We start from the raw sequence: 25,184 nt of genomic DNA on the forward strand, positions 1-25,184 counted from the left end.
TCAGGGGGAATGAAAAGATTTTTACTATTGAGCTTATTGGTTTTTCCAATTGGTGTTTTTGCACAAAGTGTAATTAAAGGACAAGTAAGGGACCAAAAAGGAAGTCCACTTGCCCATATAACGATATCCTTAAAAGGAATAAATAAAACCAGTCAGACCAACCTGACTGGTTTTTATGCGTTTAATGATTTGGATAGCGGCAGCTATAAAGTAACGGCTTCCGGAGTCGGCTATCAATCAGTTTCTAAGTCGGTAGTCCTGAATGGAAAACAGGAACTCCAGCTTGATTTCACTATTTCCAGTACAGATGGCGACTTAAATGAGGTGGTAGTGACCGCTTCCAGAAATTCAGAAACCTTAAAAGATGTGCCTTCTTCTGTCAAAATTCTTAATTCCAGACAGATTGAGATGCAAAGGGGGATTTCCACAGATTTGAACCAGATTCTAACCTATAATATCCCGGCTTTAACCTTAGGGACCAATACCGTGGTAAACAAAGGGCAAACGCTAAGGGGAAGAAATGCATTGGTGATGATCGATGGAATTCCGCAGTCTACTCCTTTAAGAAATGGAGAGCGGGATTTTAGAAGTATTGATCCTTTTGTGATCGACAGAATCGAAGTGATTGAAGGCTCTACGGCTATTTATGGCAATGGTGCCGATGGCGGGATCATCAATTACATTACTAAAAAAGCCGATACCAATAAAAAATTCAGCTCTTTATCAGAGCTTTCTTCAATGGGTTCCTTAGTGAGTCCTAAAAATTCTATAGGCACGCGATTTTCACAGTTGTTCAGCGGAAAGGTCAATCAACTGGATTATGTGTTGAGTGGTACTTATGAACATACTGGTGTATATAAAGATGCGGATGGGAAAGTAGTGTCGCCCTTTCAATCTTTGAGCCAGACCAATAGTAAAAACCTGTATGCGAAATTAGGCTACAATATCAATCCGAAAAACCGCATCGAAGTGATGTATAATTATTATCATACTTTGCAAAATGCGACATATGTGGATTCTGCAGGGATTTATGGCGTTCGCCCGATTACAGGGAAACCAGGGACGCCAATTGGCGATAAGCAAGGTACACCTTATAACCACAATGCCTATATTCAATATACCAATCAGGAATTGTTTAAAGGGACTTCCCTGAATGTGAACCTGTATATGCAGGATTTCTACTCGATATTCGAGTATTCTGATTTCTATAAACCAGCAGGAAACTCTGCCATTGCCTCGAAGAAAAAGGGGATCAGATTTAATTTTAATACCCAATACCATATTTTACCTCAGCTGAAGGGTGATGTAACCTATGGTTTAGATGTGTTGAATGATATTACCAAGCAAAACCTGACCGATGGAAGGGAGTTTGTGCCGGAAATGAACATGAAGAATTATGCACCTTATGCACAGTTGCGTACGTTTTTATTCGACAACCTGGTATTTAAAGCCGGAGCACGTTATGAGAACATTCAGCTTGGTGTTCCGGATTATACGACCATTCCTTTCGGAAATTATGCGGGTGGGGTGGCTGTTAAAGGCGCTGATTTAAGTTACCATACTCTCGTTTACAATGCGGGTTTGAGGTATAGCAAATGGAATTTATTCAACCCATTTGTAAGTTTCTCTCAAAGTTTCTCCTTGTATGACTTGGGTAGAACGCTTCGTTTGAGTGCGGTAGATGATGTCAGTAAGATTGAAACAAAAGCGATCATTACCAATAATTATGAGATCGGCTTTAGCAGCAATTGGGAGCGTTTAAATATAACTGGTGCCTATTATGTGAGCACTTCGGATTTGGGTTCGAGCTTAAAAGATGTGAATGGCGTAGCTACGCCTGAAAGAGCGCCGGAACGTGTTTCTGGTTTTGAGGCGACAGCGAATTATGCTTTTTTACCTAACCTTTCCATGTCTGTTGGCTATTCTCATTTAGAGGGTACCAAAGAAGTAAATGGTAAGAAATTGCCATTGCCAACCACCAGAATTGGTCCGGATAAGTTAACCAGTAGTATCATTTATTCTCCAATAAAAGCATTGGATCTGAGTTTATTCTGGATCTATTCAGGGTCAAGAAAAGAGTTTAAACCAGACGCTAAAGGAAACTATGCACTAGGTGAAGGCCCGGTAAATTCATTTAATTTCTTCAACTTATATACTGCCTATCATTTTACGCCAAAGGCAACTTTAAAACTGGGGATTGATAATTTGTTCAATGCAGATTATTATCCGGTATTGTCGCAGGGAAAAGTTCGTACAGAGTCTTATATCAAAGCAAATGGTGCGCGTTATAACCTGACCATGGCTTATGCGTTTTAAAAAGATCGCGGCCTTAGTTCATCTCTGGGCTGGTCTGTTGATTGGTTCCCTAATTGTTGTGATTTCCATAACCGGCTGTATCAATGTATTCAATACAGAATTATTTGATTTTTTTCACCGGGATCTGGTATCAGTAAAAGCTGAACAAACAACTCCTTTGAGCTTGTCGGCGCTTTCAGAAATTGCAGCAAAAGCATTGCCTGAAGGAAACAAGATTACGGGGATCGAAATTTCTGCTGCGGATAAAAGTTATGTGTTTATTGCACAGCAAGCGGATAAAAAACCTACAGGGATCAGCTATTTTGATCAAGTGAAGTATTACAGAAAGGTGTATGTGAATCCTTATAACGGTGTAGTTTTAGGGCAAATTAATGCCAAGTATGAATTTTTCAATGTGGTGTTGTACCTACACAGGTACCTGTTGTTGAAAAAGGAAATTGGCGGACAGTTGACTGGCATAGCTACGCTTTTATTTTTGCTCTTATTGTTGACTGGTCTGATCATTTGGTTGCCAAAAAAAATCAGAAACCTCCGAAAAAAACTAAAAATTAACTTTTCTGGCAAGTTTAAAAAACTGAACCATCAGTTGCATACGGTTTTTGGAATATATGTTTTACCTTTTGCATTGGTCATCGTCTTTACCGGACTTACTTGGGCTTTTCAATGGTGGGAGACCGGCATGTTAAAAGCTTTGGGCGGAAAGACAAGGGTTAAGCTGGCGAATGTTCAGCCTGTACCCGCCCTTCTTCCATTACATGGACTTGCTCTGGATCAGGCTCTTTTGTCGCTCATGAAAGAAGCAAAAGGAAATTATGAAACTATTGGCATTGCTATTCCTTCAGAAACAGCGAAATCTGCATCGGCTTACATGATCATGAAGGATAGCGGTGATGCCTGGTTGGGAATGAATTACTATTCTATTGATCAGAATACTGGTGCCATATTTGACCGCATCACTCATTCGGATAAAGCGATGGCGATGAAATGGCGCAACTCTAACGAGGCGATTCATACGGGAAGGATTTATGGCTGGCCAAGCCAAATCCTTGCATTTTTTGCCAGTTTTATTTGTGCAACTTTACCTGTTAGCGGTTTCCTGATCTGGCTTCGGAAAAGGAAAAAGCCTGCTCTTCAAAATTGAAACCTCTTTTTTAGTTAAGCCTGTAAATCTAACGATCAAAGGTATAGCAATTCCTTCTTTAATCATTTTTCTGGCAATTTGAAGTTTCCCGTCTCTTTTGCCTTCCAGCTTGCCTTCCAATATGCCTTCTTCTTTTCCAACCCTATAATAAGGATCCCTCTCTTTTACATAGAAATTTTCTACTTCGTCCATAACGTCTTTTAATGTATGCTCTAAGTCCCTTAATTGGGTTAAAACCTTCAATTGATTGATATATTTGTTGTAAGCAAGTTCTTCAGGAACCAGCGTTTTTATGATGTTGACAAGGGTAGTTAGTACCTCTCTCGGCTTTACAGTGCCTAAATCTCCCAGTATGCTGAGTAATTTCATTTCTAATACCTTATTGCTCAGAAAAAGCTTATAATCTACTGTGCTAATTGCTTGCGCATTGTAGCTGAATTTAAAATTTGTAGTGTCAATACTGATCGGCATGTTGATTCGCTCTTTACCGATGTAAATCATGTGCTGACTTACAGGCAGCCTGTACTTCTTTTGTAACATGATGCTATATTCAGCCATGCGATAAGCCATATCCTGATCGTTTTTACGTTGATATTCAATGTGTAAAATGAAAATCTGACCCTTCTCGTCCTGGACCTTTTTTAATAAATCCGGTTTTCTTTCCTTCGTTTGTTGTAAATCATCTGGAATTTCTTCGCTCAGTACTATTTTCATACTCAATACCTGCTCAACAATACCTTCCAGATTGGCTTCCATATTCTCCTTAAAAATCTTATCATAAGCACTACCCTGTCTCACATCATTGAGCTCCATATTCTGCGATCTTAGAAGTCTAATCTTACTATTTAAATTAACTAAAACAATAAAATCAATGTAAATATTTCTTATGTTGATTTATTCTCTTGAAAATCCGATTAGCGCTATTGGTTTTAAACTCCTGATAAAAGCCTGCTAATTTCACTAATGGATATTCTACTGTCGTTTTTTTATGTCCAAGATCTAGCTTCTTTAAGCACAGTACTCAAAGTTTTTTTCTTTCAAACGGTGTATTCTTAACTATTAGTGCTTTGTTTTCTTTTTTTATTGCAATTCCCCTGTTTTTTCAACCTTACTTTAATCTTTTTGAGACAGAAGTGCTAAAAACACAAAGACAGTTATTTTTATTAGGAATAATATAATTAATAACGATTATTTGTGATAACTAAAATTTCTTTGAATTAATTTAATTTTTTATCATGAAGTATCATTTAGACCTGAGTTGGTGTCATAGTTGGAAACTGTATTTTAAGCAAATTGGAGAGAGCGTTCAAAAACAATTGATTAAGTGGATTGCGAATGAATATGAGCAGGGGAATTATCCGTATGGTTTTCAAATGCCATCAGTCCGACAGTTGTCGGAAGTTCTCAAGGTAAAAAGACACCAGATAGAAGCGGCTTACCGATATTGGATTAAGCGCAAAGAGATACTTTATACCTTAAATAGGGTTGGGACTTACATGTATCATCCCTCTGCTCCAGCCGATGTGTGTGTAGCGAGTTCGGCTTTGTTTCCTTTTAGGGAGCTTGATGCTGTTACTCTACCGGTTCGGGGCCAAGGGGCAATGAATTTGATGACCCTGGGCAGCAGCTATCCTTTTAGTGGGAATGAAGTGTTGAACTTAAGCACAGGAAAGCGACCCAGCGTCCGCTTTCCTTTTAAGGAGAAAACACCTTGTTTGTTCTCCGATGCATTGACGTTGCTCAGAAAGAGAAAGCTGATTAATAATGATCGGCAGTTTTGCATCATCCCCTATGGGGAAGCCATTTCTAAAGTATTAAAGATGACCACCAATATGGGGGATTTGTTGGTGATCAGCTCTCCCGAGGATGTAGATTTGATAGAAAAAGCCAGGCAACTTAGACTGAACGTAGAGTTCAGCGGATCTGATGGACAGGGAATGTCGGCCATACGACTAGAAGAAATTTGCGAACGAAGTATTGTAAAGGTCATTTTTGTGAGGCCTGAACCTGATTTTCCGGTTCCGGTACGTATGGCGGAGACACGCTGGACCCAGATCTTAGAACTGGCAGCGCGATATGGTTTCTGTATTGTCGTATTGGATGATGATTATGAGTTCCGAAGTAAAAAGTTACCCCGCCTTGATTTTTCTCTTGGACATGGGAATTTAATCTATCTCTCTCCATATAGCAAACTTTACCCGATGCTTCATGAAACCTGTATGGTAGCTGGTCCTGAGAACTTTATTGCCGGATTACGGGAAATCACAAAACGCATTTATATAGGTTGGGAAAAGTCCGCGGAAAAAGCATTGATGGCTTCTTTTTCCAGGTCTGAATTAAAAATGCAGCTGCGGAAAAGTCGGGACTATTGCATAAAAAGTGCTTTTAACCTACAGCTGTTATATAAAAATTACCTACCGGAATTTGCCACATTGACGTTGCCTGAAGGTGGATCTTATGCTTTTCTAAAATTCAAACGACCATTGACTGGCGCATTGGCAGTCAAACTTTGCGAGCATCCTCTATTTTATGAAGAGGAAAATTTCAATTTCGAATCCGATCAACCGATCCATGCTTTTCGCATCAGTCTCTTTGTAAAGGACTGGGGAGCGATAGAATTTTCCATGAAAATGATCCGATCCATAATGGATGAAAGTCCCCGGACTGAGTAGGGGAAGTGTTCGGGAAGAGTTGCGGGTTCCCGTAGGGTTCGGTAGGAGTTCAGTAGGAGTCGGGTAAGAGTTGGTGTAGGATTTACCCTTCTGAACTCCTACTGAACCCTAAGTCAAGTCCTACTGAACCTCCGTCTTTTCCGGACGAAATCATTGCTTTTTTATCATTTATTAACCAAATATTAATCAGTATGGCAATTTTAAAAAATGGTCGCAATTTAGGTAAGCTTGGCGACACCACTACCTATGTGTTGAATGGAAAAATTGTGACCCGCCTGATCGGTCGCTCTAATAAACCCATCAGCCTGCCCCAGAAAAGGGTGAGGTTAAAAACCAGGTTACTTTCTAAATTTTTGAATCCTATTAAAGAGTTTATCCAGGTAGGTTATGAAGAGGAAGGCCGTCGGCTCGCCTTACATGCGCAGAATCCGGCCTTCGCGTATAACTGGCGGCATGGATTTAAAGGCGAGTTTCCAAAGATCAGCCTGGATTATCGAAAGATCCTCCTCACATTTGGCTCGATGCCAGTTCCAAAAGGAGTTCAGGTTGTTGTAGATCGGGATGGCTTGCTTTTTAGCTGGGATCTACAGGAAAATGTGGCCGGAACTCATTGGTCAGATCAGGTGATGCTCATGGCTTATTTCCCAAAATTGAATAAGGCCATATACCTCACCGCTGGAACCTCCAGATACAAAGGAAAAGACTTGCTATCCATATTTGATATCGACCATGGGGAGATCGCTGAAACCTATATCGCATTTATTGCCAATGATAGGAAGAGCATTTCCAATAGTGTGTATACAGGTAAAGTAAAGTGGTAGCCATGAAGCAGGATTATTTAATGTTAAAACTGCTCCGGCAGCTTTTAAAAGTTCAGACGGATCAGCTGGCGGCACTGTTAAAGCTGGAACCTCCTCAGCTGCTTCCTGAACAGAAAAAGGAAGAAGAGGTTTGGTTACATACTCAGGATGTGATGAGGATTTTTAGCAAAAGCGAGAGGACCATTTATAATTGGCGTAAAGCAGGAATGCTAAGGTATCGTGTCATTGGTGGAACCACTTTTTATTTGCAGTCGGATGTTTACAAACTGGTTCATCAGGAGTTCTGACTGCCCTGGAAGATTCCGGCAATCTCCGGCAAAACGCAGCAATCTCCGGCAGCTTTCCTCTGTAAATTAGTCGGATAGGTATGCTCTCTCTACATTCGTTTCAACAAATCTCCGCTACCGGTAGGCAATTGATTTGAATGAACAGAATAATTAATCTTTAAAATTTAAAAATTATGGGAACGTACAAACCTGGTGCTTTTGGACCATTTAACGGACGAATTGGCGACGTGGTTGCCTCAAGATGGAAAGGCCTGAATGTGGTGAAAAACCGCCCGGCAAAATCAACGAAGCCGGCAACGGCGAATCAACTGGATCAGCGCGCAAGATTTGGCCTGGTGACGGGCTTTACCTCAAAAGCAGCAGATCTTATTGCGATTGGGTTTAGAAATTTGGATGGCAAGGTTACCGCTGGAAATATCCTGGCTAAAGAAATGATGAAAAGCGCCATTCTTGGGGTTTATCCGGATTATGAACTGGATTTTCCAGGCATCAGCCTGAGCCAGGATGGAAAACTAGACCTGGGAGCTAAACTGAAAGTACAGGCATTGGCCGAGCAAACTGTTGAGGTGAGCTGGGTTTCTGGTGCCATGCCAACTAAAGTGGCGGATGTAACTGATGGGGTGCACATCCTGCTGTACAATTCGGATAAGAATAAAATTATCCAGTCGGCAGAAGGCCTGGTTAGGGGAGATAACCGGGTAACGATTTATGTGCCGGGTTCATTTATCGGCGACAAGGTTCATTGCTACTTGTTTTTCGCCTCAAGTAAAAACAAGGAAGTATCTCCGACAGCCTATTTAGGGGTGTTAACGGTACTCGCTTAGTGTTAAGAGTCCCGGCAGTGTTTAAGAGCGCTTGCCGGGACTCTTTTATTTTTTCACCTAATCAAATCATCATGAATACAAAAAAAATAAAGCTTCCGGTGTTTCAGTGGGAGGAGCCGGTTAAGGTTTTACTGCTGCTCTTTTGTCTTTGGACAGTTGGTCCAATCGTTTTACGAAGTATTGATGGGACAGCTGGAAATATCGATCAGAGCATTTGGTTATTGATTCTACTTAGTCTCATCGGCTTTTTACTGATTACAGGCTTGTGTTGGTGGTTGTTAAAACAAGCCTGGGCAAGTTTAGGCCTCCCAGACATTTTATTTATGGTTTCACAATTTAAGACCCTTTTATTATGGCAGCAAGTTCGTTTTTTTCTGGCCTCCTTTGGATTGCTTTTGCTGGCAGCTATTGGTTGTCTGAGCGCAGTGTGTTGAAGCATGGCTCCTCTGATTTTTCTAAAACTGAGCTGGTAGCAGGTCATAAATATCGCTTGTTGCTGGTTAAAATAGCGCAGGGCGAGCTGGGTTTAAGGGAAAAAACAGGGCGTAACGATGGGGAGAGGATTGCGGAGTTTCTGGCAAAGGTTGGTTTAAAGAAGCCAGAACCCTGGTGTGCCGCTTTCATCAGCTGGACTTTTTTCAAAGCGGGTTTTGAAAGGCCGCGTTCGGGCTGGTCGCCGGATTTATTTCCAGATGCCAGGTTGGTGAAGTCGGCATTACCAGGCAATGTAATTGGCATTTATTTTCCGGAGAAAAAACGGATTGCCCATGTGGGTCTGATTGAAAAAGGGGATGGCGACTGGCTGGTGTCGCTGGAGGGAAATACGAACCTTTCCGGGAGCAGAGAGGGAGATGGTGTGTATCGGAAAAGGAGGCATCGGAAATCGGTTTATAAGATTGCCGATTGGCTGAGCAATGGAAGGAGGATGCCTTGAAAGCTATGCTGATTTTACTTTGCATGACCATGTTCCTGGCATGCGGTATTTTTAGAACTACCAGTAAAAGCTCTTCCGAGTCCCATATGGACGCTTCAGTCTTTCGCTTTTACCGCGATTCCAATGGTTATGAGCAGGAAGCACAGATTTGGCCGAAAGGGGAGTTCAGGTATTCGCCGGGAATTGGATTTTTAGGTGAGGCCGATAAGCTGGTGCTTAAAGAGAAGGGCAGGAGCAGCTCCTCAGGAGTTGAGCTGGCTAAAACACATGTCTCGAAGGAGGAAAAGGCAATGGTAAAGGAGCCAAAGCGGGTTTGGATATCAGTGCTGACCGGTCTGGTCGGAATTTATTTACTTTTTAAATTTTATAAGTTATGGCAGTTTTAGAGCAAGGTATATTTGGTCTCGTTTCAGGAAGAATTGGGTCCAGAGTTTATTACGTAAGAAAAGGGAAACAAATGGTGAGGGAGTTGCCCAACCCTGCATTACCTAAGAAAGCGCCATCGGATGCGCAGATTAAACAGCGGGAAAAGTTTAGGGTTTTGCAGAAATTTTTAAAGCCTTTTTCTCCTGTGCTGAAGACCGGTTTTAAAAACTATGCGCGGCAAACATGCCCAAAATTAAAGGCTTTTTCGGTTAATTATCCTAAAATTTATGCTTCGGAAGCTGCGGAATTGGTTCTGGATTTGACTAAACTAGAGCTGAGTGAAGATTATGGTCCGGCTCTATCTAATCTGCAGATGGAGGATAAAGGTGATGGTCTTTTTGGCTTAAGTTGGGAGAAACCCAAGGATATTATGAATAGAAATAATACGCTGGCATTGGTACTTTACGACGAAACTCAGCATGAGGTCAATTATACTTTTGCACTTGCTCCGGTGAGCCAATTGCAGGCGGAGTTCCATCTCCATAATTTGATCGGACGTCGTGTACATGTTTTTGTGTTTACTGTAGGTCCAAAATTGGTTCGAAAAAGTCCGAATTCCGTGACGCAGTACCTTGGAATGGTGTTTTAGTTGATTTATAACCATGATGCCTCGGGTGTCATGGTTAGTTTATAGCCCCTGGTTATTTTTAGCAATAAATTATTCCAGATTTTAAAAATCACCATTCTTTTTTCAGTAATGTTCATTTTTTTTACAGTAACAATATTCTGACAGCTAATGAACTGGCTTTGAATACACCTAATTGGGGCCTCCATTGTCATGATTTTCTAACAATTCAAATAAATTCCTATATATTTGCTTCATACACCAAGACTATACGAATACTAAATGAAAGTTGCATTAATAACAGGCGTCACAGGACAGGATGGAGCATATCTTGCTGAATTTTTACTGAGGAAGGGATATTTTGTACATGGGTTGAAAAGACGTTCTTCTTCTTTTAATACGGAACGTATTGACCATTTGTACCAGGATCCGCATGAGAAAAACCTGAATTTTAAATTGCATTATGGTGATTTAACGGATTCTACCAATCTGATCAGAATCATTCAGGAGACTCAGCCAGATGAAATCTACAATCTTGCGGCCATGAGCCATGTAAAAGTGAGTTTCGATACGCCTGAATATACCGCTAATGCTGATGGTATTGGTCCACTTAGGTTATTAGAAGCAATCAGGATTTTAGGTCTTGTTGAAAAAACTAAAATTTATCAGGCATCTACTTCTGAATTATACGGATTGGTACAGGCTGTTCCACAAAGTGAAACTACGCCTTTCTACCCTCGTTCTCCATATGCTGTTGCAAAAATGTATGGTTACTGGATCACTGTAAATTACAGGGAAGCTTATCATATGTACGCTTGTAACGGAATCTTATTTAACCATGAGAGTCCGGTAAGAGGGGAAACTTTTGTCACCCGAAAAATTACGCGTGCCGCATGCAAAATCGCTTTAGGTTTGCAAAATTGCTTATACCTGGGTAATTTATCTGCTCAGAGAGATTGGGGACATGCCAAAGATTACGTGGAAGCGATGTGGTTGATCCTTCAACAGGAAAAACCTGAAGATTATGTGATTGCAACTGGGGTGACTACTACTGTTCGTGATTTTGTGAAAATGAGTTTCGCAGAGTTGGGTATTGAAGTGGAATTCAGTGGAAAAGATCAATATGAAAGAGGTGTAATCATTGATGTTGACCAGGATGTTATAAAAAAATTAGGTTTAAATGATGAATTTTTAAAACCGGGTACGGTTGTTGTTCAGGTGGACGAAAAATACTTCAGACCAACAGAAGTGGATTTGTTGTTGGGAGATCCAACAAAGGCAAATACGCAACTGGGTTGGACGCCGAAGTATGATTTACCTGCTTTGGTTCAGGATATGGTTCATTCAGACCTTCATTTGATGAAGAAAGATGAGCATCTGAAACAAGGAGGGTTTAAGACCCTGAATTATTTTGAATAGAATATAAAATAGTACAATATTATCAGGGGGCGGGTTCCGCTCCTTTATAAAAGTTCTGATTAGATTAGGACGGGGACCACAAATTTTACTATATGAACGTTAAAAATACCATTACCGCTGTTCTTTTTTTTGTTACGGTGTTAGTTGCACAGAGTGCTTATTCACAGAATAATTATGCGGATGTTAAGGTCGATGATTTGACGGATGCGCAGATTAAACAACTCATTCAACGTGCGGAGTCTGTTGGCTATGGTGATGCACAATTAGAGCAGATGGCGGCAGCGCAAGGTATGAAAGCTGCGGAAATTCAAAAATTAAAGTTGCGTGTTGAAAAAATCAGGAAAGAAGCTGGATCTTCTGCTTCTGCATCAACTAATAAAACTGCTTCTGGAAATGAGACGAATGGAGACTTAATTCAAGGAAGAATCTATAAAAATGAGCACGACTCAAGTTCCAAAGCTTTAAGGACTAAAACACCTGAAGAGCAACGGAATGAAGATATGGCCAGTTTATTTATGGATTTAAAACCTAAAATATTTGGTGCAGAATTATTCAAAAACTCTAATATTTCTTTTGAGCCAAATCTGAGAATGGCCACACCAAGGAGCTATGTAATTGGTCCTGATGACGAATTGTTAGTGGATTTAAGCGGTGATAACGAAGCAAGCTATAAGCTAAAAGTAAATCCTGAAGGAATTATTAACCTGCAATATGTTGGTCCTGTTGCTGTTGGAGGTCTTTCTATTGAACAAGCGATATCCAAAGTAAAAGCTAAAATGGCTGGTACCTATCCAGCTTTAAAAAACGGCCGAACCAATCTGGCCATCAATCTTGGAAACATTAGAAGTATTAAAATTACCTTATTGGGTGAGGTGGTTAAGCCCGGTTCTTATACCTTATCTTCTTTATCTACTGTTTTCAATGCCTTAAATGCATCTGGTGGACCTAATTCAAATGGCTCCTTCCGTAAAATACAGGTAATCAGAGGAAATAAAGTAGTTTCTACGGTTGATGTCTATGATTTCTTGCTGAATGGTATTCAGAAAAATAACATCAGATTGCAGGATCAGGATGTGATCAATATTCCGGTTTACCAAAGTCGTGTGGAGATGTCAGGTGAAGTAAAACGTCCGGCACTTTTTGAGGTACTGGGCAATGAAAGTCTGGAGGATGTGATTCGTTTTGCTGGCGGTTTCTCCGATAAAGCTTATACTGCACAGATTAAGGTTCTACAAAATACGAATAAGGAGCGTAAAATATCTGACATACCTGCCGAAAAGTTTGATACATATGGCCCATTAAATGGGGATAAATATATTGTAGAGAGTATTCTGGATCGATTTGAAAACAGAGTAGAGATCGTTGGAGCAGTGTTTCGCCCAGGCCAGTTTGAATTGGATAGAGGTTTAACCTTAAAAGGTTTAATCGCTAAAGCTGATGGTATTAAAGAAGATGCATTTTTAAACAGAGGTTATATTTCTAGGTTAAATCCGGATAACAGTTTAGCTTTAATCTCTTTTGACCTGGATAAAGTACTAAAAGGTACAGAGGCTGATGTGCCTTTGTTGCGTGAAGATAAAGTAACAATCTCTTCCATCTTTGACCTTCGTGATGAATATAAAGTTATCGTTCAGGGTGAAGTAAGGGCTCCCGGAACATTTGAATATGCAGACAACTTAAAGTTGGAAGACCTGATTCAAATGGCTGGTGGTTTTAGAGAAGGTGCAACACCAAATCGTATTGAAATCTCCAGGAGGATTAAGAATAGTGATGCCATGTCTGCTTCTGCACTGACGGCTGAGGTATTCAATGTTAGTGTTGATCCTAATCTTAAGATTGTTGATACAGGTTTTATATTGAAACCTTTTGATGTGGTTTCTATTCGGAGTGCGGAAGGCTATCAGGTTCAAAAGCAAGTAAAATTGGAAGGAGAAGTTTTATACCCTGGAACCTACACTATAATGCATAAGAATGAAAGAATTTCAGATGTGATTAAAAGAGCTGGTGGTTTAACTCAGACTGCTTATCCTGATGGAGCTTCACTAAAAAGACCTGGAGCGGAGAAAGTGAATCCTAATGATAAGAATGCGATAAATACCAAGGAAGAAGAGGATAAGAAATTTTTAAGTCTGAAGCGCGCTCAGGAAGTTGGAGCTAAGGATACAGTAAAGGCAGAAATTGAGCAGAAATTGATTCAATCGGATTTGGTGGGAATAGATCTGGTGCAGATTATAAAAAAGCCACAATCCAGATATGATTTGATTGTTGAGGATGGAGATGTGATTCGTGTACCTAGACAATTGCAAATTGTTAAAGTTACCGGAGAGGTTCTTAATCCAAATGGGATTGTGTATTTGCCGAGCAAAAATTTTAAGCAATATATCAATGGTGCTGGAGGATATACTGCTAATGCTTTAAAGAAGGGTGCTTATATTAAATACGCGAATGGATCGGTAGAAGCAGCAAGAAAGTTCTTGTTTTTTAATAACTATCCTAAGGTGAAGCCTGGTGCCGAGATTATGGTGCCAAAAAGAGCTGAGCGAGAACGTATGACTGCCCAGAGCTGGATTGGACTAGGAACTGCAATCGCTTCAATGGGGGCAATTATAGTATCATTATTAAGATAACTCAAACCTTTAGTTCCATTTATTAATAATATGAATTTAGAAGATGTAAATAATGACCCAATAACCTCAGAGGATCTTTCTTTGAGGGATATTGTTTTTAAAACTAGAGAGTGGTATAAATATTTACTGTCAAAATGGATCTTTATATTGTTAGTAGCTGCAATAGGCGCTCTTTTAGGTTTTGCATATGCTTCTTATAAGAAACCGATTTACACAGCAACTACTACATTTGTTCTTGAAGAAGGTGACAAGCCTGGAGGTTTAGGACAATATGCTGGTTTAGCCTCTATGGCAGGCATTGATTTGGGCGGCGGCGGCGGCGGAATCTTTCAAGGGGATAATATTCTGGAGTTATATAAATCCAGATCAATGATTCAGAAAACACTACTCTCTGTCGTTCCTGCCGGAAATAAAAAAGAGTTATTGATAGATAAGTATATTCAATTTAATAAACTGCGTGATAAATGGAAAAGTAATGATTTGAAAAACATTAGCTTTTCAGATACCACTAATTTCACAAGATTGAAGGATAGTGTCCTCAGGGAAATTATAAAAGATATAAATAGGAATTATCTTTTTGTCAGTAAACCGGATAAGAAATTAGGTATAATAAATGTTACGGTTAAATCTAATAATGAGTGGTTTGCTAAAACGTTCACTGATCAGATTGTAACTAATGTTAATCAGTTTTATGTGGAAACCAAAACCAAGAAATCAATTCAGAATATTCAGATCTTACAGCACCAAACTGATTCAGTACGATCAATCATGAATGGTGCAATTTTTCAGTCGGCGAGTGTTCTAGATGCTACACCTAATTTAAACCCGACTAGGCAAACCTTAAGAGCTCCTGTTCAAAGATCACAGTTTAGTGCCGAAACTAATAAAGCTATTCTTGGGGAGTTGGTTAAAAACTTGGAACTGTCAAAAATATCCTTGAGAAAGGAAATGCCACTAATACAGGTGATTGATAAGCCTATTCTGCCATTGGAAGAGGAAAAGTTAGGAAAACTTAAAGGGATGGTCCTTGGAGGATTTTTGTCTGGATTTATTGTGGTTTTTATTATTATAGTTAGAAAATTTGTAAAAGATTCATTAAAATAAATTATGAACTTATTAGGTAAAAAAGTATTAATTACTGGCGCAGATGGATTTATTGGTAGCCATTTAGTAGAGCAACTTATTGAAGAAGGGGCGCAAGTAAAGGCGTTTGTATATTATAATTCATTTAATAGTTGGGGGTGGTTAGATTCCCTTTCAAAAGATAAACTAGATCAAATTGAAATTTTTGCAGGGGACATAAGGGATCCAAATGGTGTAAGAACTGCGATGGCTGGCTGCGATATTGTGTTTCACCTTGCTGCACTAATTGCAATACCATTTAGCTACCACTCGCCAGATTCTTATATTGATACTAATGTTAAAGGTACTTTGAATATTGTTCAGGCTGCAAAAGATTTAGGTGTGGAACGCGTTTTGGTGACTTCAACATCTGAGGTTTATGGAACGGCTCAATATATACCAATAGATGAAAAACATCCGCGTCAACCTCAATCCCCATATTCTGCGTCAAAAATTGGTGCAGATTGTATTGCTGAATCATTTTACAGAAGTTTTGATTTGCCACTAACGATTGTTAGGCCATTTAATACTTATGGGCCTCGTCAATCTGCCAGAGCAGTAATCCCAACAATTATTACCCAGCTTTTGAATGGAATGGAAAGTATCAAATTAGGAGACATTATACCTACACGTGATTTGCTTTTCGTACAAGATACGGCTAGAGGATTTATAGAAATTGCTAAATCTGAAAAATTGATTGGACATGATTGTAATATTGCCACTAACTCCGAAATTTCTGTTGGTGATCTTGCTCAAGAACTGATTAAGCAAATAAATCCTAGTGCAAAAATTGTGACAGATGAACAACGTATGAGGCCTGAAAAGTCAGAAGTTTTTAGATTATTTGGCTCGAATGAGAAAATTTTGGAAAATACAAATTGGAAGCAATCTTATACTTTGTCCCAAGGCTTGGCAGAGACTATTGAATGGTTCAAAAATCCAGATAATTTAAAACAATATAAGGCTAATATTTATAATATTTAATTGCGATAATGCTAAACTTTTTTCGCAAAATTTTTGCGTCTATTGGTGATGATTCGCATAGAACTAAAACCATTAAAAGAGAGATCATATTCTCATTTCTAATTAAAATTATAAGTGTGGGCACAGGCGTATTACTCGTGCCCTTATTAATTGATTATTTAGATACGGAAAGGTATGGTGTCTGGTTGACATTGTCTTCAGTTTTTGCCTGGTTTAGCTTCTTTGACATAGGTATTGGAAATGGGATGCGTAATAAACTGGCTGAGGCTCTAGCTAGTGATAATAAACTATTAGCAAGGGAGTATGTGAGTACCACATTTGGAATTATCTCTTTCATCTTTATAGGGCTGATCTTATTGTTTCAATGTGTAAACCCATATATAAATTGGCAATCTATTTTAAACGTGCATATAATCGATGCAAGTGAATTGTATATCATCACATCTGTGGTTTTTAGTCTGTTTTTGCTGAGGTTTATCTTTCAGTTAACCGGTGTTGTGTACATCGCTAATCATAAACCCTCAATTAATAATGCATTGATTACTTTGGGAAGTGTAGTTTCCTTTATTTTAATTGCTATATTATATAAATTAACAGCGACGGGAAATTTGTTAACCCTTGGGATTGTTTTGACAGGTGCGCCATTGCTTGTACTCATTGTTTCCACCTTATTTGCTTTCTCGGGGAGGTACAGTTTTCTCCGTCCAGGTTGGAAATACATTAAGATGGAACATGCTAAAAGCCTTTTAAATTTAGGTATGCAGTTTTTTGTTATACAGATAGCAGCCTTATTGCTTTTCTCGAGTGCAAATATCATTATTTCTCAGTTATTTAATCCATCTGAAGTAGTGGTTTACAGTACGGCATTAATGTATTATCAATTGCCAATAATGGTATATGGAATTGTTATGACCCCTATCTGGAGTGCTGTAACAGATGCTTATACTAAAAAAGATTTTGCATGGTTGAAGGTGACGCTTAAAAAGTTAAATAAGTTATCTTTTTTATTTTCAATTGGCATTATATTGATGGTTGTGGTTAGTCCCTATGTTTTTAAAATTTGGGTAGGTGATCGTGTTAAAATGTCATTAACACTTTCCATATCAATGGCATGTTTTGCCATTATTAATGTCTTTCTTGCACCTTATACAAGTTTTATAAATGGGATTGGAAAGATAAGATTTAGTATGTACATGGTCTTTTTAACCCTTTTGTTCTACTTACCAATGGCATTCTTTCTTGCGAAGTGGATGAATAGCAGCGCAGCGATTATTATTAGTAGTTGTTTATTAAATGCAGTTGGTCTTTATTTTCAGCCTTTACAAGTGAAGAAAATACTAAGTGGGAATGCTCAAGGAATTTGGAATGAATAAAAAAATAAAAATTGCATGGATTTGTCATTTCAGCAGCGACGACATCCAGAATAAATTGCCTCTCTGGAAAAAGAGTATGGTTTATGCTGCCTGGATCACGAATACACTGGAAGGATTTAAAAATTCTAAGGAATTCGAAATCCATGTTATATCTCCTCATCAATATTTGAAAAGAGATTATAGTTTTGAGGATAACGGGATTTTCTATCATTTTTTTTCGATTGGTATACCCCTCATAAATAGGAGTTGGCCAAGATTTTTCAAATTTGATTTATTTACAAACTTCTTTTCGAATAGGCTGAAAATTAGCCGTCGGATTAATAAAATACAACCTCAACTCATTAACCTTCAGGGAGCCGAAAATTCATATTATAGTTCTTCTGTTCTTGATCTTTATAAAAAGTTTCCTGTTCTAGTTACCATTCAAGGTTTTGTTAGTTTGGAATTGGGCGGTGAAAATGATGCTTATAAGCAAAATAGAATAGATGTTGAAGCTAAAATAATCAATCAATGTAGTTATTTTGGAGGAGACAAGGATTCTCAATCACTTATTCAAAGTATGAGAAAAAGTGATTTTGATTTCTTTAATTATTATTATCCAAATGGGACTAATATTGAGGAATTAGCTAAGAAAGAAAGTAATAAAGCTTATGATCTATTGTTTTGGGGGCGGATAATCAAAGACAAAGGGGCAGAAGATTTCCTTGAAATAATTGCGAATCTTAAAGTTGACTACCCTAACATCACTGCCTGTTACATTGGACCTGTGGCACCCAGCTATATGGAGTTTCTTAAGGAGCGAGCGGTTGGGCTTGGATGTGAGAAAAATGTTATTTTTCTTGGATTCATTCCCAGTACAGAGGAATTGTACAAAGAAGTGCTAAAATCTAGAATTTTGATTCTTCCAACTTACAATGATCGTTTTCCAACAGTTCTTCGTGAAGCTGTTTGTCTAAATATTGCAGTTTGTGCTTATGCCACAGGGAGCATTCCGCAATTTAATGTGGGTGGGGAAAGAATACTACTTACTGAGGTTGGAGATGTATTAGCTTTGACAGCTAAGACCAGAAAATTGTTGTCTGATGAGGAGTATTATCAAAATATTACTAATGTGGCCTATGAACACGGTTTGAAAGAATTTAGCATAGAAAATAACTGTAACAGAATGGCGTCCGCTTATAAGGACATTTTAAAAAGACTTTAATCAAAAAAAATATGTATAAAATACCACTTTTCGACTTAAATTTTGACGAGGCTGAAGAACGGGCTGTATTAGATGTTATTCGTTCAAAATGGATTTCTACTGGACCGAAAACAGCTGAATTTGAAGAAAAATTTGCCGAGATGCTAAATGTAAAACATGCTGTTGCCTTGGCAAATTGCACCGTTGCTTTACATCTTGCTTTAAAATTGGTTGATGTGAAGGAAAACGACGAAGTTATTTGTCCTTCTTTAACATTTGTTGCGACTATTAATGCAATCAGGTATATGAATGCGGTTCCTGTATTTGCAGATGTCTCCAGTTTAGAGGATTTAACGATGAGCCCTGCTGATATTGAATCTAAAATTACTCCTAAAACGAAAGCAATAGTAGTGATGCACTATGGCGGATTTGCTTGTGATATGGTTGCAATAATGGCTTTAGCTAAGAAGCACAATTTAAAAGTAATTGAAGATGCATGTCATGCTCCTTTATCTGAATATAAAGGGCAGAAATTAGGTACTATTGGTGACGTTGGATGTTTTAGTTTTTTCTCTAATAAGAACATCAGTACTGGTGAGGGAGGTATGTTAGTTACAAATTCTGAAGAATATTATAAAAGAACTAAGCTGTTACGTTCTCATGGAATGACTTCAATGTCATATGAAAGAGCAAAAGGTCATTCAACAGAATATGATGTAGTAGAGCTTGGCTTTAACTATAGAATGGATGATATTCGATCTGCAATAGGTTTAGTTCAACTGCAAAAGATAGAGGACGATTTGAAGGAAAGAGAAATTATTAGGAGAGCATATATTAAAGAGCTTAGTGGAATAGAAAGTATTATCATCCCTTTTAGGGAAAATAGAGAATTCTCCTCTAATTATGTTTTTCCTATTGTCCTTAAAGACTCTGACTATATAAAAAGAAATAAAATTAGAGAACTCTTAGCTGAGGAGGGGATACAGACTAGTGTGCATTATCCTGCAGTGCATAAATTCTCAATTTACCAGGATTTTTATACTGAATTGCCAAAAACGGATTATGCGGCAGATAATATGATTACATTACCTATGTATTCAAAATTAACTGTTGATGATGTAAAGTTTATTGCAACTGTAATTAAAGGAATTTGTAAATGAAAAATGGGTTAATAATTGTTGGAGCTTTTCATGAGATTATTGAGCTTGCTGAAGATTTAAAAATCAAAATTTTGGGTTTGATCGATAATGAAAAAAAAGGCAGTTACAAGGGATATAAAATCATTGCTAACGACCTCTCTGCAGAGAATTTGTCTGTAGAATTGAAGGGTTGTCCAATAATTATTACTCCAGATATTCCAAAAGTAAGGGCAATTTTAAGTAAAATGTACCAAGTGTATGGATTTGACTTTTGCAGTCTTATTTCAAATACTTGTAAGATTTCCAAAAGCGCCGTCCTTGGTAAAGGCGTGATTATTCAGCATGGTGCTAATGTTTCTGCAGAAACTAAAATTGGTGATTTTGTTAAATTAAACACTAACGCGAATGTGATGCACGATTGTACTATTGGAAGTTTCAGTACTATCGCACCTAATGCAATAATTTTGGGAAATGTTAAAATAGGCGAATCTTGCTACATCGGAGCTAACTCAACAATATTACCAAATGTTTCTATTTGTGAAAACGTAATTGTTGGAGCTGGGGCAGTGGTGACTAAAAGTATTGTCAAGCCCGGGACTTTTGCAGGAGTTCCAGCCAGACAAATTGGAAATTAATACTAACTATACTGGTTATTAGACTATGAAACTAAATCAAAAATTAAAAGATATTATAATATCACCAGAAAGCACTCTTTTATCTGCTTTAAAGCGGATGGATGAGGTGAGGAAAAAACTTCTTCTTGTTTTTAGGCAAGATAAGTTTATCGGACTATTATCAATAGGGGATCTTCAGAGAGCCATAATAAACAGTATAGATCTTAATACTTTAATTTCTGAGGTCATTAGAAAAGATTATATCGTTGCCCGGCCAGAAAATACGGTTGAGGAGGTTAAAAAGATGATGCTTGCAATAAGAGCAGAATTTATGCCTGTAGTTTCTGACATAGGTGAATTAGACCAGATATATTTTTGGGAGGATTTATTTGATGCGGCTGAACAGGCTCCGGTTAAGCAGTTTAATCTACCTGTTGTTGTTATGGCTGGGGGCTTTGGAACAAGACTAAAACCTCTAACTAATGTGCTGCCAAAGCCACTGATTCCCATAGGAGAAAAAACAATGTTAGAGGAAATCTTTGATAGATTTGCAAAGCATGGTTGTGATAATTTTTTCATTTCTGTTAACTATAAGGCTGAATTGATAGAATACTATTTAAGTAGTCGAAATTTACCTTATCTTCTTACATTTTTTAAAGAAGAAAAGCCTATGGGAACGGCGGGGAGTTTAACCTTATTGAAAGGAAAGATTAAAGAAACCTTAATTGTTAGTAATTGTGACATATTAATTGATCAAGACTATTCTGAAATTTTGGATTACCATCATCATCATAAAAATGAAATTACCATCGTTGCAGCATTAAAGCACTATCCAATTCCTTATGGTATAATAGAAAGTGGAGACAATGGGCAATTAATTGATCTGAAGGAAAAGCCAGAAATGACATTTAAAATAAATAGTGGAATGTACATCCTGGAGCCGCACTTATTAGACGAAATTCCAGATGATGAGTTCTTCCATATTACCCAGTTAATTGACAAAGTAAAGGATAGAGGTGGCAATATTGGAGTTTTCCCAATTAGCGAGAAATCCTGGAAGGATGTAGGCTTACTAAGCGAATACATCTCCTCATTAAAGGAGTATTAATGTTTTTTTTATAAAGCCTTTATAGATGGTAAATATGTTACCCCCGATAAAAAAAAATAGTGGCTATGAACTTTCAGCAGTATTAGTTCTATTCATTGTTTTTTTTATTTCAGATGATACATTGACTTTTGGTACAAACATAAATCAAGTTTTTATTCTTGGGAAGTATCTAATTTATACAATCGCATCAATTGTGCTTTTTGTCAGCTTAAATTTTGGTAAAAAAATCGCTTTATATTCGGAAAGGGAAATTGCGATAATTATTTTATTATTTGCATCTTTTGCCTTAACTGTTTTTTATAATGTTGATTTCAGAACAGGGTATTTTTTACAGTTTGTAACTCTTGTTTTGTCGATTCTAATTGTGAAATTTTTAGATTTTTCTAAGTTTATCCAATATTATCAAAAGGGTTTGTATTTATTATCAGTTATCTCCATAATAGTATTTGTATTAGTTTATTTAGTTCCAGGAATTGTAGCTGTGTTTCCAACAACAGTTAATTTTGGTGGAACAGAATTTGGTAACCTATTTATCTGCGCTGTTTTCAAGGATATGAGTTTTTTGCGGAATACCAGCATTTTCAGAGAGCCAGGGGTCTACATGATTTACCTTTTGTTTGGTATAATCATCGAGTTTTTCTTTAAAGGTGTCCCTAATAGGAAATACTTGATTACATACATAATTACACTAATCACTACTTTTTCAACCTCTGGAATTGCAGTACTGGGTATCTTAGCGATAGGGTACATGTTTAACGTGAATAAGTTTAAGGTGTATTTATTTGTCAGTGCCTTTATTGGGATAATTGCTGTATCTCTAGTGGCAATACCTGGCCTTTCTGAACAGTTTTTTTCAAAACTTAGTGCTGATTCCTCAGATTATGCTAGCACACTTGCAAGGCTTTCTTCTTTTTCTGTTCCATTTCTAATATTTTTAAACAATCCATTGTTTGGAGCAGGGCTGAGTAATTTTGTGAATTTATATTCCTTATATTCTATACAGTTGTTTGGGATCTTTATTGATCCTGAAAGTGCCTCGACAAATACAATCGTTAATACCTTTGCTATATTCGGAATTACCTATGGTGTTTTAATGATGTATTCTTTCTTAAGGTTGTCAAAGCAGTTAGGAAAATTGATGTGGCCAAAGGCTGTGATTTTTGTTTCATTTTTAATGATGTTTAGTAGTCAGGAAATGAGATACTCACTGTTTCTAAACATATTAATAATGTACGGATTGTTGAACAGAAATATATTTAGAGCAAGTTAATAATATGAATATACTATTCTTGGCGAGCCTTTTTCCTGAAGAATCCAGGGAGGTCATTAAACAAAATAGCAAGGGAGCTATTGCAAATGCAAATGATGCATTGCAATGGTCTTATGTAAAAGGTATAAGTAGCTTTACGAAGAACCTTAAAGTGATTTGTGCCCCTAATATTGGTGCCTTTCCTTTAAAATATAAATCATTGTTTTTCCATGGATCAGGATTTATCAATAATTCTGCTTTTAGTGGAGAGACAATAAGCTTTTTTAATCTGCTTGGGTTTAAACACTTCAGTAGGTATCTGAATGTTAAGAAAAGATTGTTTAAATGGAATGAAGAAACAGTAGGAAATAAAACAATCATTATTTATGATTTGCATGCTCCTTTCCTAGCTGCAGTTTCAGATCTAAAAAAGAAAAACCCTGAGATTGTTGTGTGTTTGATTGTGCCCGATTTACATGGATTCACAGGGAATCCCCAAGGCGTTTTATACAATCTATTTGGCAGGATTGAAAAGAGAATTTTAGATAGATCTCTTTTATCTGTGGATAGTTATGTTTTGTTGAGTAAGCATATGAACGAGCATTTGCCGGTGGGTGGCAAGCCTTGTATGGTTATGGAAGGAATATATAATTCAGAACAAGGAAAAAAGGAGGGAAGGATAAAATCTGATCAACTTAAAACAATATTTTACTCAGGTGCTATAGATGAACGAAACGGAGTTATACGTTTATTAACTGCTTTTGAAGCTATCCCTAATGAAAATTATAGGCTAATTTTATGTGGAGAAGGCGATGGTAGAAATGAGGTTCAGTCAAGAGCCATGAAGGATCCCAGGATAATATACAAGGGGCAGATAGATAGAGAAGAGGTATTGATGCTTCAGAAGGTATCGACCCTTCTTGTTAATCCGAGGACACCTGAAGGGGAATTTACAAAGTTTTCCTTCCCGTCCAAAACAATGGAATATTTAGCTTCTGGAGTACCAACGTTGATGTATCGCTTGGAAGGAATCCCAGATGAATATTATACATATAGCTATGTTATGGATGACATTTCTATACAATCATTGTCAGATAGAATTGTAAATATCTGCGAACAACCAAACGAGGTATTGTCCTTAAAAGGAAAAATTGCTCAAGACTTTGTATTAACTAATAAAACGCCAAAAATACAATGCGGAAAACTTTTAGATATGTTAAATAAACTTTAAATAAAAGGATGAAATTATTTATTAATGCTTCAAATTTGAGATTTGGCGGAGGGAAGACCGTTGGGATTAATCTTGTAGATTATTACTTAAAAAATGATCAAATAGAACGTATTGTACTTATTGCTCCAGTAGCATGTGGTTATGAAATCTTCAAAGATAGAGGCTCTAAAATCAAAGTAATCTTTTTTCCTAAGATATTTAATATTTCAATTTTTAAGATTTTTTCAAATTATTTATGTCTCCCATTTTTTTCTCTTTTATATAAAAGTGATTACGTTTTTAGCTTGGGTAATATAGCTTTTCCAGCTTTTAAAACGCCTCAGCTAGTTCTTATTCATCAGGCCTTTTTAGCATACCCGGAAAGTATTGTATGGGAACGTATTAAGAAGCAAGATGCCGTGTTTTATCGGTATCTAAGAAATATGTTAAAGTTTATTAGTTTTAATCTGCGTTTTGCAGATCTCATTGGAGTTCAAACTGAAGCGATGAAAAATAGAATTAGTAACATATTTAATTTCCCTTTAAATGATGTTTTTTTGATTCCTAATGCAATATCATTTACAAGTGTTAGTGTAGTAGTAAATCATTTTCAAAATGTGGATTCTAATTCAATAAAGCTTCTTTTTTTAAGTAAATACTACCCACATAAGAATTTTGAGGTTTTATATGAATTTGCAGCTCTTATAAAAAATGAAAAGCTACCAATAACTATTACCATTACCATAGACGCAGAAGAGAGTGAAGGAGGAAAGTTCTTTTTATCTGAAATCGATCGTCTAGGGCTTGATGATGTGGTCAAAAATGTTGGAAATATTAAGTTAGAGGAGATAGCCAAACTTTATTCTGATCATGATGGACTTTTTCTTCCAACTCTTCTGGAATCTTTTTCTGGGACATATATAGAGTCCATGTATTTTGCTAAACCGATCTTTACAAGTAATATGGATTTTGCTGTTGATGTTTGTAAGGATGCTGCTTTTTATTTTGATCCTTTAGATGCTAGAAATATACTTAATGTTGTCTGCCATGCTTTTAATCACCCAGAGCTTTTGAAGTCAAAAGTGAATTTCGGGAAAGAATACATTCAAAACACCAAATCTTGGAATGATATTGGTAAACAAATAGATAGTCAAATACTTAAATTATAAC

At 37.4% G+C, this 25,184-nt stretch carries 23 protein-coding genes; 22 read left to right on the plus strand and 1 reads right to left on the minus strand.

All coding sequences use genetic code 11. The features are described from left to right. Positions 1-9: 9 nt before the first annotated feature. Both R2Q94_RS02255 and R2Q94_RS02260 read left to right on the plus strand, forming a co-directional pair. Positions 10-2,316, plus strand: coding sequence for a TonB-dependent receptor (locus R2Q94_RS02255; RefSeq protein ID WP_316819805.1), 2,307 nt, complete (start codon positions 10-12; stop codon positions 2,314-2,316). After that, complete coding sequence (locus R2Q94_RS02260; RefSeq protein WP_316819806.1) at positions 2,306-3,457, plus strand: PepSY-associated TM helix domain-containing protein; 1,152 nt, start codon at positions 2,306-2,308, stop codon at positions 3,455-3,457. The genes R2Q94_RS02255 and R2Q94_RS02260 overlap by 11 nt, the downstream gene beginning before the upstream one ends. Here the strand turns inward: R2Q94_RS02260 and R2Q94_RS02265 are convergent. Continuing rightward, a complete protein-coding gene (locus tag R2Q94_RS02265) occupies positions 3,395-4,270 on the minus strand; it encodes an Rpn family recombination-promoting nuclease/putative transposase (protein WP_316819807.1) in 876 nt (291 codons plus the stop codon). The two genes, R2Q94_RS02260 and R2Q94_RS02265, sit on opposite strands and share 63 nt — an antisense overlap. Before the next feature lie 422 nt (positions 4,271-4,692). Between R2Q94_RS02265 and R2Q94_RS02270 the strand changes: the two genes are divergently transcribed. The 20 genes from R2Q94_RS02270 to R2Q94_RS02365 all read left to right on the plus strand — a co-directional run bounded on the left by R2Q94_RS02270 (position 4,693) and on the right by R2Q94_RS02365 (position 25,183). Further along, positions 4,693-6,129, plus strand: coding sequence for a hypothetical protein (locus R2Q94_RS02270; RefSeq protein WP_316819808.1), 1,437 nt, complete (start codon positions 4,693-4,695; stop codon positions 6,127-6,129). Between the two features lie 191 nt (positions 6,130-6,320). Next, complete coding sequence (locus R2Q94_RS02275; RefSeq protein ID WP_316819809.1) at positions 6,321-6,950, plus strand: DUF6266 family protein; 630 nt, start codon at positions 6,321-6,323, stop codon at positions 6,948-6,950. A 2-nt stretch (positions 6,951-6,952) separates the two neighbouring features. Continuing rightward, positions 6,953-7,237: a helix-turn-helix domain-containing protein gene (locus R2Q94_RS02280; RefSeq protein WP_316819810.1), complete on the plus strand. Its 285-nt coding sequence runs from the start codon at positions 6,953-6,955 to the stop codon at positions 7,235-7,237. A gap of 173 nt (positions 7,238-7,410) precedes the next feature. After that, positions 7,411-8,061 carry a DUF6266 family protein gene (locus R2Q94_RS02285; RefSeq protein WP_316819811.1) on the plus strand — a complete coding sequence of 217 codons (651 nt, stop codon included), beginning with the start codon at positions 7,411-7,413 and terminating at the stop codon, positions 8,059-8,061. A gap of 71 nt (positions 8,062-8,132) precedes the next feature. Further along, the gene (locus R2Q94_RS02290) at positions 8,133-8,495 is read left to right on the plus strand and encodes a hypothetical protein (RefSeq protein ID WP_316819812.1); all 363 of its coding nucleotides are present in this window, start codon (positions 8,133-8,135) and stop codon (positions 8,493-8,495) included. Next, positions 8,414-8,995, plus strand: a complete 582-nt coding sequence (locus tag R2Q94_RS02295) for a peptidoglycan-binding protein (RefSeq protein WP_316819813.1) — start codon at positions 8,414-8,416, stop codon at positions 8,993-8,995. Before R2Q94_RS02290 ends, R2Q94_RS02295 begins: the two co-directional genes overlap by 82 nt. After that, on the plus strand, positions 8,965-9,381 hold the full coding sequence (locus R2Q94_RS02300; protein WP_316819814.1) for a hypothetical protein: 417 nt from the start codon (positions 8,965-8,967) through the stop codon (positions 9,379-9,381). Before R2Q94_RS02295 ends, R2Q94_RS02300 begins: the two co-directional genes overlap by 31 nt. Then, positions 9,369-10,010, plus strand: a complete 642-nt coding sequence (locus R2Q94_RS02305) for a DUF6266 family protein (RefSeq protein WP_316819815.1) — start codon at positions 9,369-9,371, stop codon at positions 10,008-10,010. The genes R2Q94_RS02300 and R2Q94_RS02305 overlap by 13 nt, the downstream gene beginning before the upstream one ends. Positions 10,011-10,268: 258 nt before the next feature. Then, entirely contained in the window at positions 10,269-11,405 is a 1,137-nt protein-coding gene (gmd, locus tag R2Q94_RS02310; RefSeq protein WP_316819816.1) for a GDP-mannose 4,6-dehydratase, read from the plus strand. A gap of 92 nt (positions 11,406-11,497) precedes the next feature. Beyond that, a complete protein-coding gene (locus R2Q94_RS02315; RefSeq protein ID WP_316819817.1) occupies positions 11,498-14,032 on the plus strand; it encodes an SLBB domain-containing protein in 2,535 nt (844 codons plus the stop codon). A gap of 30 nt (positions 14,033-14,062) precedes the next feature. Continuing rightward, positions 14,063-15,136: a Wzz/FepE/Etk N-terminal domain-containing protein gene (locus R2Q94_RS02320; RefSeq protein WP_316819818.1), complete on the plus strand. Its 1,074-nt coding sequence runs from the start codon at positions 14,063-14,065 to the stop codon at positions 15,134-15,136. Between the two features lie 3 nt (positions 15,137-15,139). After that, a complete protein-coding gene (locus R2Q94_RS02325; RefSeq protein ID WP_316819819.1) occupies positions 15,140-16,138 on the plus strand; it encodes an NAD-dependent 4,6-dehydratase LegB in 999 nt (332 codons plus the stop codon). 116 nt (positions 16,139-16,254) lie between these two features. Further along, on the plus strand, positions 16,255-17,511 hold the full coding sequence (locus tag R2Q94_RS02330; RefSeq protein WP_316819820.1) for a hypothetical protein: 1,257 nt from the start codon (positions 16,255-16,257) through the stop codon (positions 17,509-17,511). Next, positions 17,486-18,715, plus strand: a complete 1,230-nt coding sequence (locus tag R2Q94_RS02335; RefSeq protein ID WP_316819821.1) for a glycosyltransferase — start codon at positions 17,486-17,488, stop codon at positions 18,713-18,715. The genes R2Q94_RS02330 and R2Q94_RS02335 overlap by 26 nt, the downstream gene beginning before the upstream one ends. Before the next feature lie 11 nt (positions 18,716-18,726). Beyond that, on the plus strand, positions 18,727-19,854 hold the full coding sequence (locus R2Q94_RS02340) for a DegT/DnrJ/EryC1/StrS family aminotransferase (protein ID WP_316819822.1): 1,128 nt from the start codon (positions 18,727-18,729) through the stop codon (positions 19,852-19,854). After that, on the plus strand, positions 19,851-20,468 hold the full coding sequence (locus R2Q94_RS02345; protein ID WP_316819823.1) for a NeuD/PglB/VioB family sugar acetyltransferase: 618 nt from the start codon (positions 19,851-19,853) through the stop codon (positions 20,466-20,468). The genes R2Q94_RS02340 and R2Q94_RS02345 overlap by 4 nt, the downstream gene beginning before the upstream one ends. Before the next feature lie 25 nt (positions 20,469-20,493). Then, positions 20,494-21,555 carry a nucleotidyltransferase family protein gene (locus tag R2Q94_RS02350; protein ID WP_316819824.1) on the plus strand — a complete coding sequence of 354 codons (1,062 nt, stop codon included), beginning with the start codon at positions 20,494-20,496 and terminating at the stop codon, positions 21,553-21,555. 25 nt (positions 21,556-21,580) lie between these two features. Continuing rightward, positions 21,581-22,825: a hypothetical protein gene (locus R2Q94_RS02355; RefSeq protein WP_316819825.1), complete on the plus strand. Its 1,245-nt coding sequence runs from the start codon at positions 21,581-21,583 to the stop codon at positions 22,823-22,825. A gap of 4 nt (positions 22,826-22,829) precedes the next feature. Then, positions 22,830-24,035, plus strand: a complete 1,206-nt coding sequence (locus R2Q94_RS02360; protein WP_316819826.1) for a glycosyltransferase — start codon at positions 22,830-22,832, stop codon at positions 24,033-24,035. An 8-nt stretch (positions 24,036-24,043) separates the two neighbouring features. Further along, positions 24,044-25,183 (plus strand): glycosyltransferase, encoded by a 1,140-nt coding sequence (locus tag R2Q94_RS02365; RefSeq protein ID WP_316819827.1) that lies wholly within the window; start codon positions 24,044-24,046, stop codon positions 25,181-25,183. Position 25,184 lies beyond the last annotated feature (1 nt).

Origin of the sequence: Pedobacter gandavensis (assembly GCF_032678465.1) — a bacterium.
Taxonomy (GTDB): Bacteria; Bacteroidota; Bacteroidia; order Sphingobacteriales; family Sphingobacteriaceae; genus Pedobacter; species Pedobacter gandavensis_B.

Excerpts from the sequence above, each read along its gene's own strand:
- R2Q94_RS02255 (WP_316819805.1), top strand. The coding sequence starts at position 10 with ATGAAAAGATTTTTACTATTGAGCTTATTGGTTTTTCCAATTGGTGTT.
- R2Q94_RS02260 (WP_316819806.1), top strand. The coding sequence starts at position 2,306 with ATGCGTTTTAAAAAGATCGCGGCCTTAGTTCATCTCTGGGCTGGTCTG.
- R2Q94_RS02265 (WP_316819807.1), bottom strand. The coding sequence starts at position 4,270 with ATGGAGCTCAATGATGTGAGACAGGGTAGTGCTTATGATAAGATTTTT.
- R2Q94_RS02270 (WP_316819808.1), top strand. The coding sequence starts at position 4,693 with ATGAAGTATCATTTAGACCTGAGTTGGTGTCATAGTTGGAAACTGTAT.
- R2Q94_RS02275 (WP_316819809.1), top strand. The coding sequence starts at position 6,321 with ATGGCAATTTTAAAAAATGGTCGCAATTTAGGTAAGCTTGGCGACACC.
- R2Q94_RS02280 (WP_316819810.1), top strand. The coding sequence starts at position 6,953 with ATGAAGCAGGATTATTTAATGTTAAAACTGCTCCGGCAGCTTTTAAAA.
- R2Q94_RS02285 (WP_316819811.1), top strand. The coding sequence starts at position 7,411 with ATGGGAACGTACAAACCTGGTGCTTTTGGACCATTTAACGGACGAATT.
- R2Q94_RS02290 (WP_316819812.1), top strand. The coding sequence starts at position 8,133 with ATGAATACAAAAAAAATAAAGCTTCCGGTGTTTCAGTGGGAGGAGCCG.
- R2Q94_RS02295 (WP_316819813.1), top strand. The coding sequence starts at position 8,414 with ATGGCAGCAAGTTCGTTTTTTTCTGGCCTCCTTTGGATTGCTTTTGCT.
- R2Q94_RS02305 (WP_316819815.1), top strand. The coding sequence starts at position 9,369 with ATGGCAGTTTTAGAGCAAGGTATATTTGGTCTCGTTTCAGGAAGAATT.
- gmd (WP_316819816.1), top strand. The coding sequence starts at position 10,269 with ATGAAAGTTGCATTAATAACAGGCGTCACAGGACAGGATGGAGCATAT.
- R2Q94_RS02315 (WP_316819817.1), top strand. The coding sequence starts at position 11,498 with ATGAACGTTAAAAATACCATTACCGCTGTTCTTTTTTTTGTTACGGTG.
- R2Q94_RS02320 (WP_316819818.1), top strand. The coding sequence starts at position 14,063 with ATGAATTTAGAAGATGTAAATAATGACCCAATAACCTCAGAGGATCTT.
- R2Q94_RS02325 (WP_316819819.1), top strand. The coding sequence starts at position 15,140 with ATGAACTTATTAGGTAAAAAAGTATTAATTACTGGCGCAGATGGATTT.
- R2Q94_RS02335 (WP_316819821.1), top strand. The coding sequence starts at position 17,486 with ATGCTCAAGGAATTTGGAATGAATAAAAAAATAAAAATTGCATGGATT.
- R2Q94_RS02340 (WP_316819822.1), top strand. The coding sequence starts at position 18,727 with ATGTATAAAATACCACTTTTCGACTTAAATTTTGACGAGGCTGAAGAA.
- R2Q94_RS02345 (WP_316819823.1), top strand. The coding sequence starts at position 19,851 with ATGAAAAATGGGTTAATAATTGTTGGAGCTTTTCATGAGATTATTGAG.
- R2Q94_RS02350 (WP_316819824.1), top strand. The coding sequence starts at position 20,494 with ATGAAACTAAATCAAAAATTAAAAGATATTATAATATCACCAGAAAGC.
- R2Q94_RS02355 (WP_316819825.1), top strand. The coding sequence starts at position 21,581 with ATGGTAAATATGTTACCCCCGATAAAAAAAAATAGTGGCTATGAACTT.
- R2Q94_RS02360 (WP_316819826.1), top strand. The coding sequence starts at position 22,830 with ATGAATATACTATTCTTGGCGAGCCTTTTTCCTGAAGAATCCAGGGAG.
- R2Q94_RS02365 (WP_316819827.1), top strand. The coding sequence starts at position 24,044 with ATGAAATTATTTATTAATGCTTCAAATTTGAGATTTGGCGGAGGGAAG.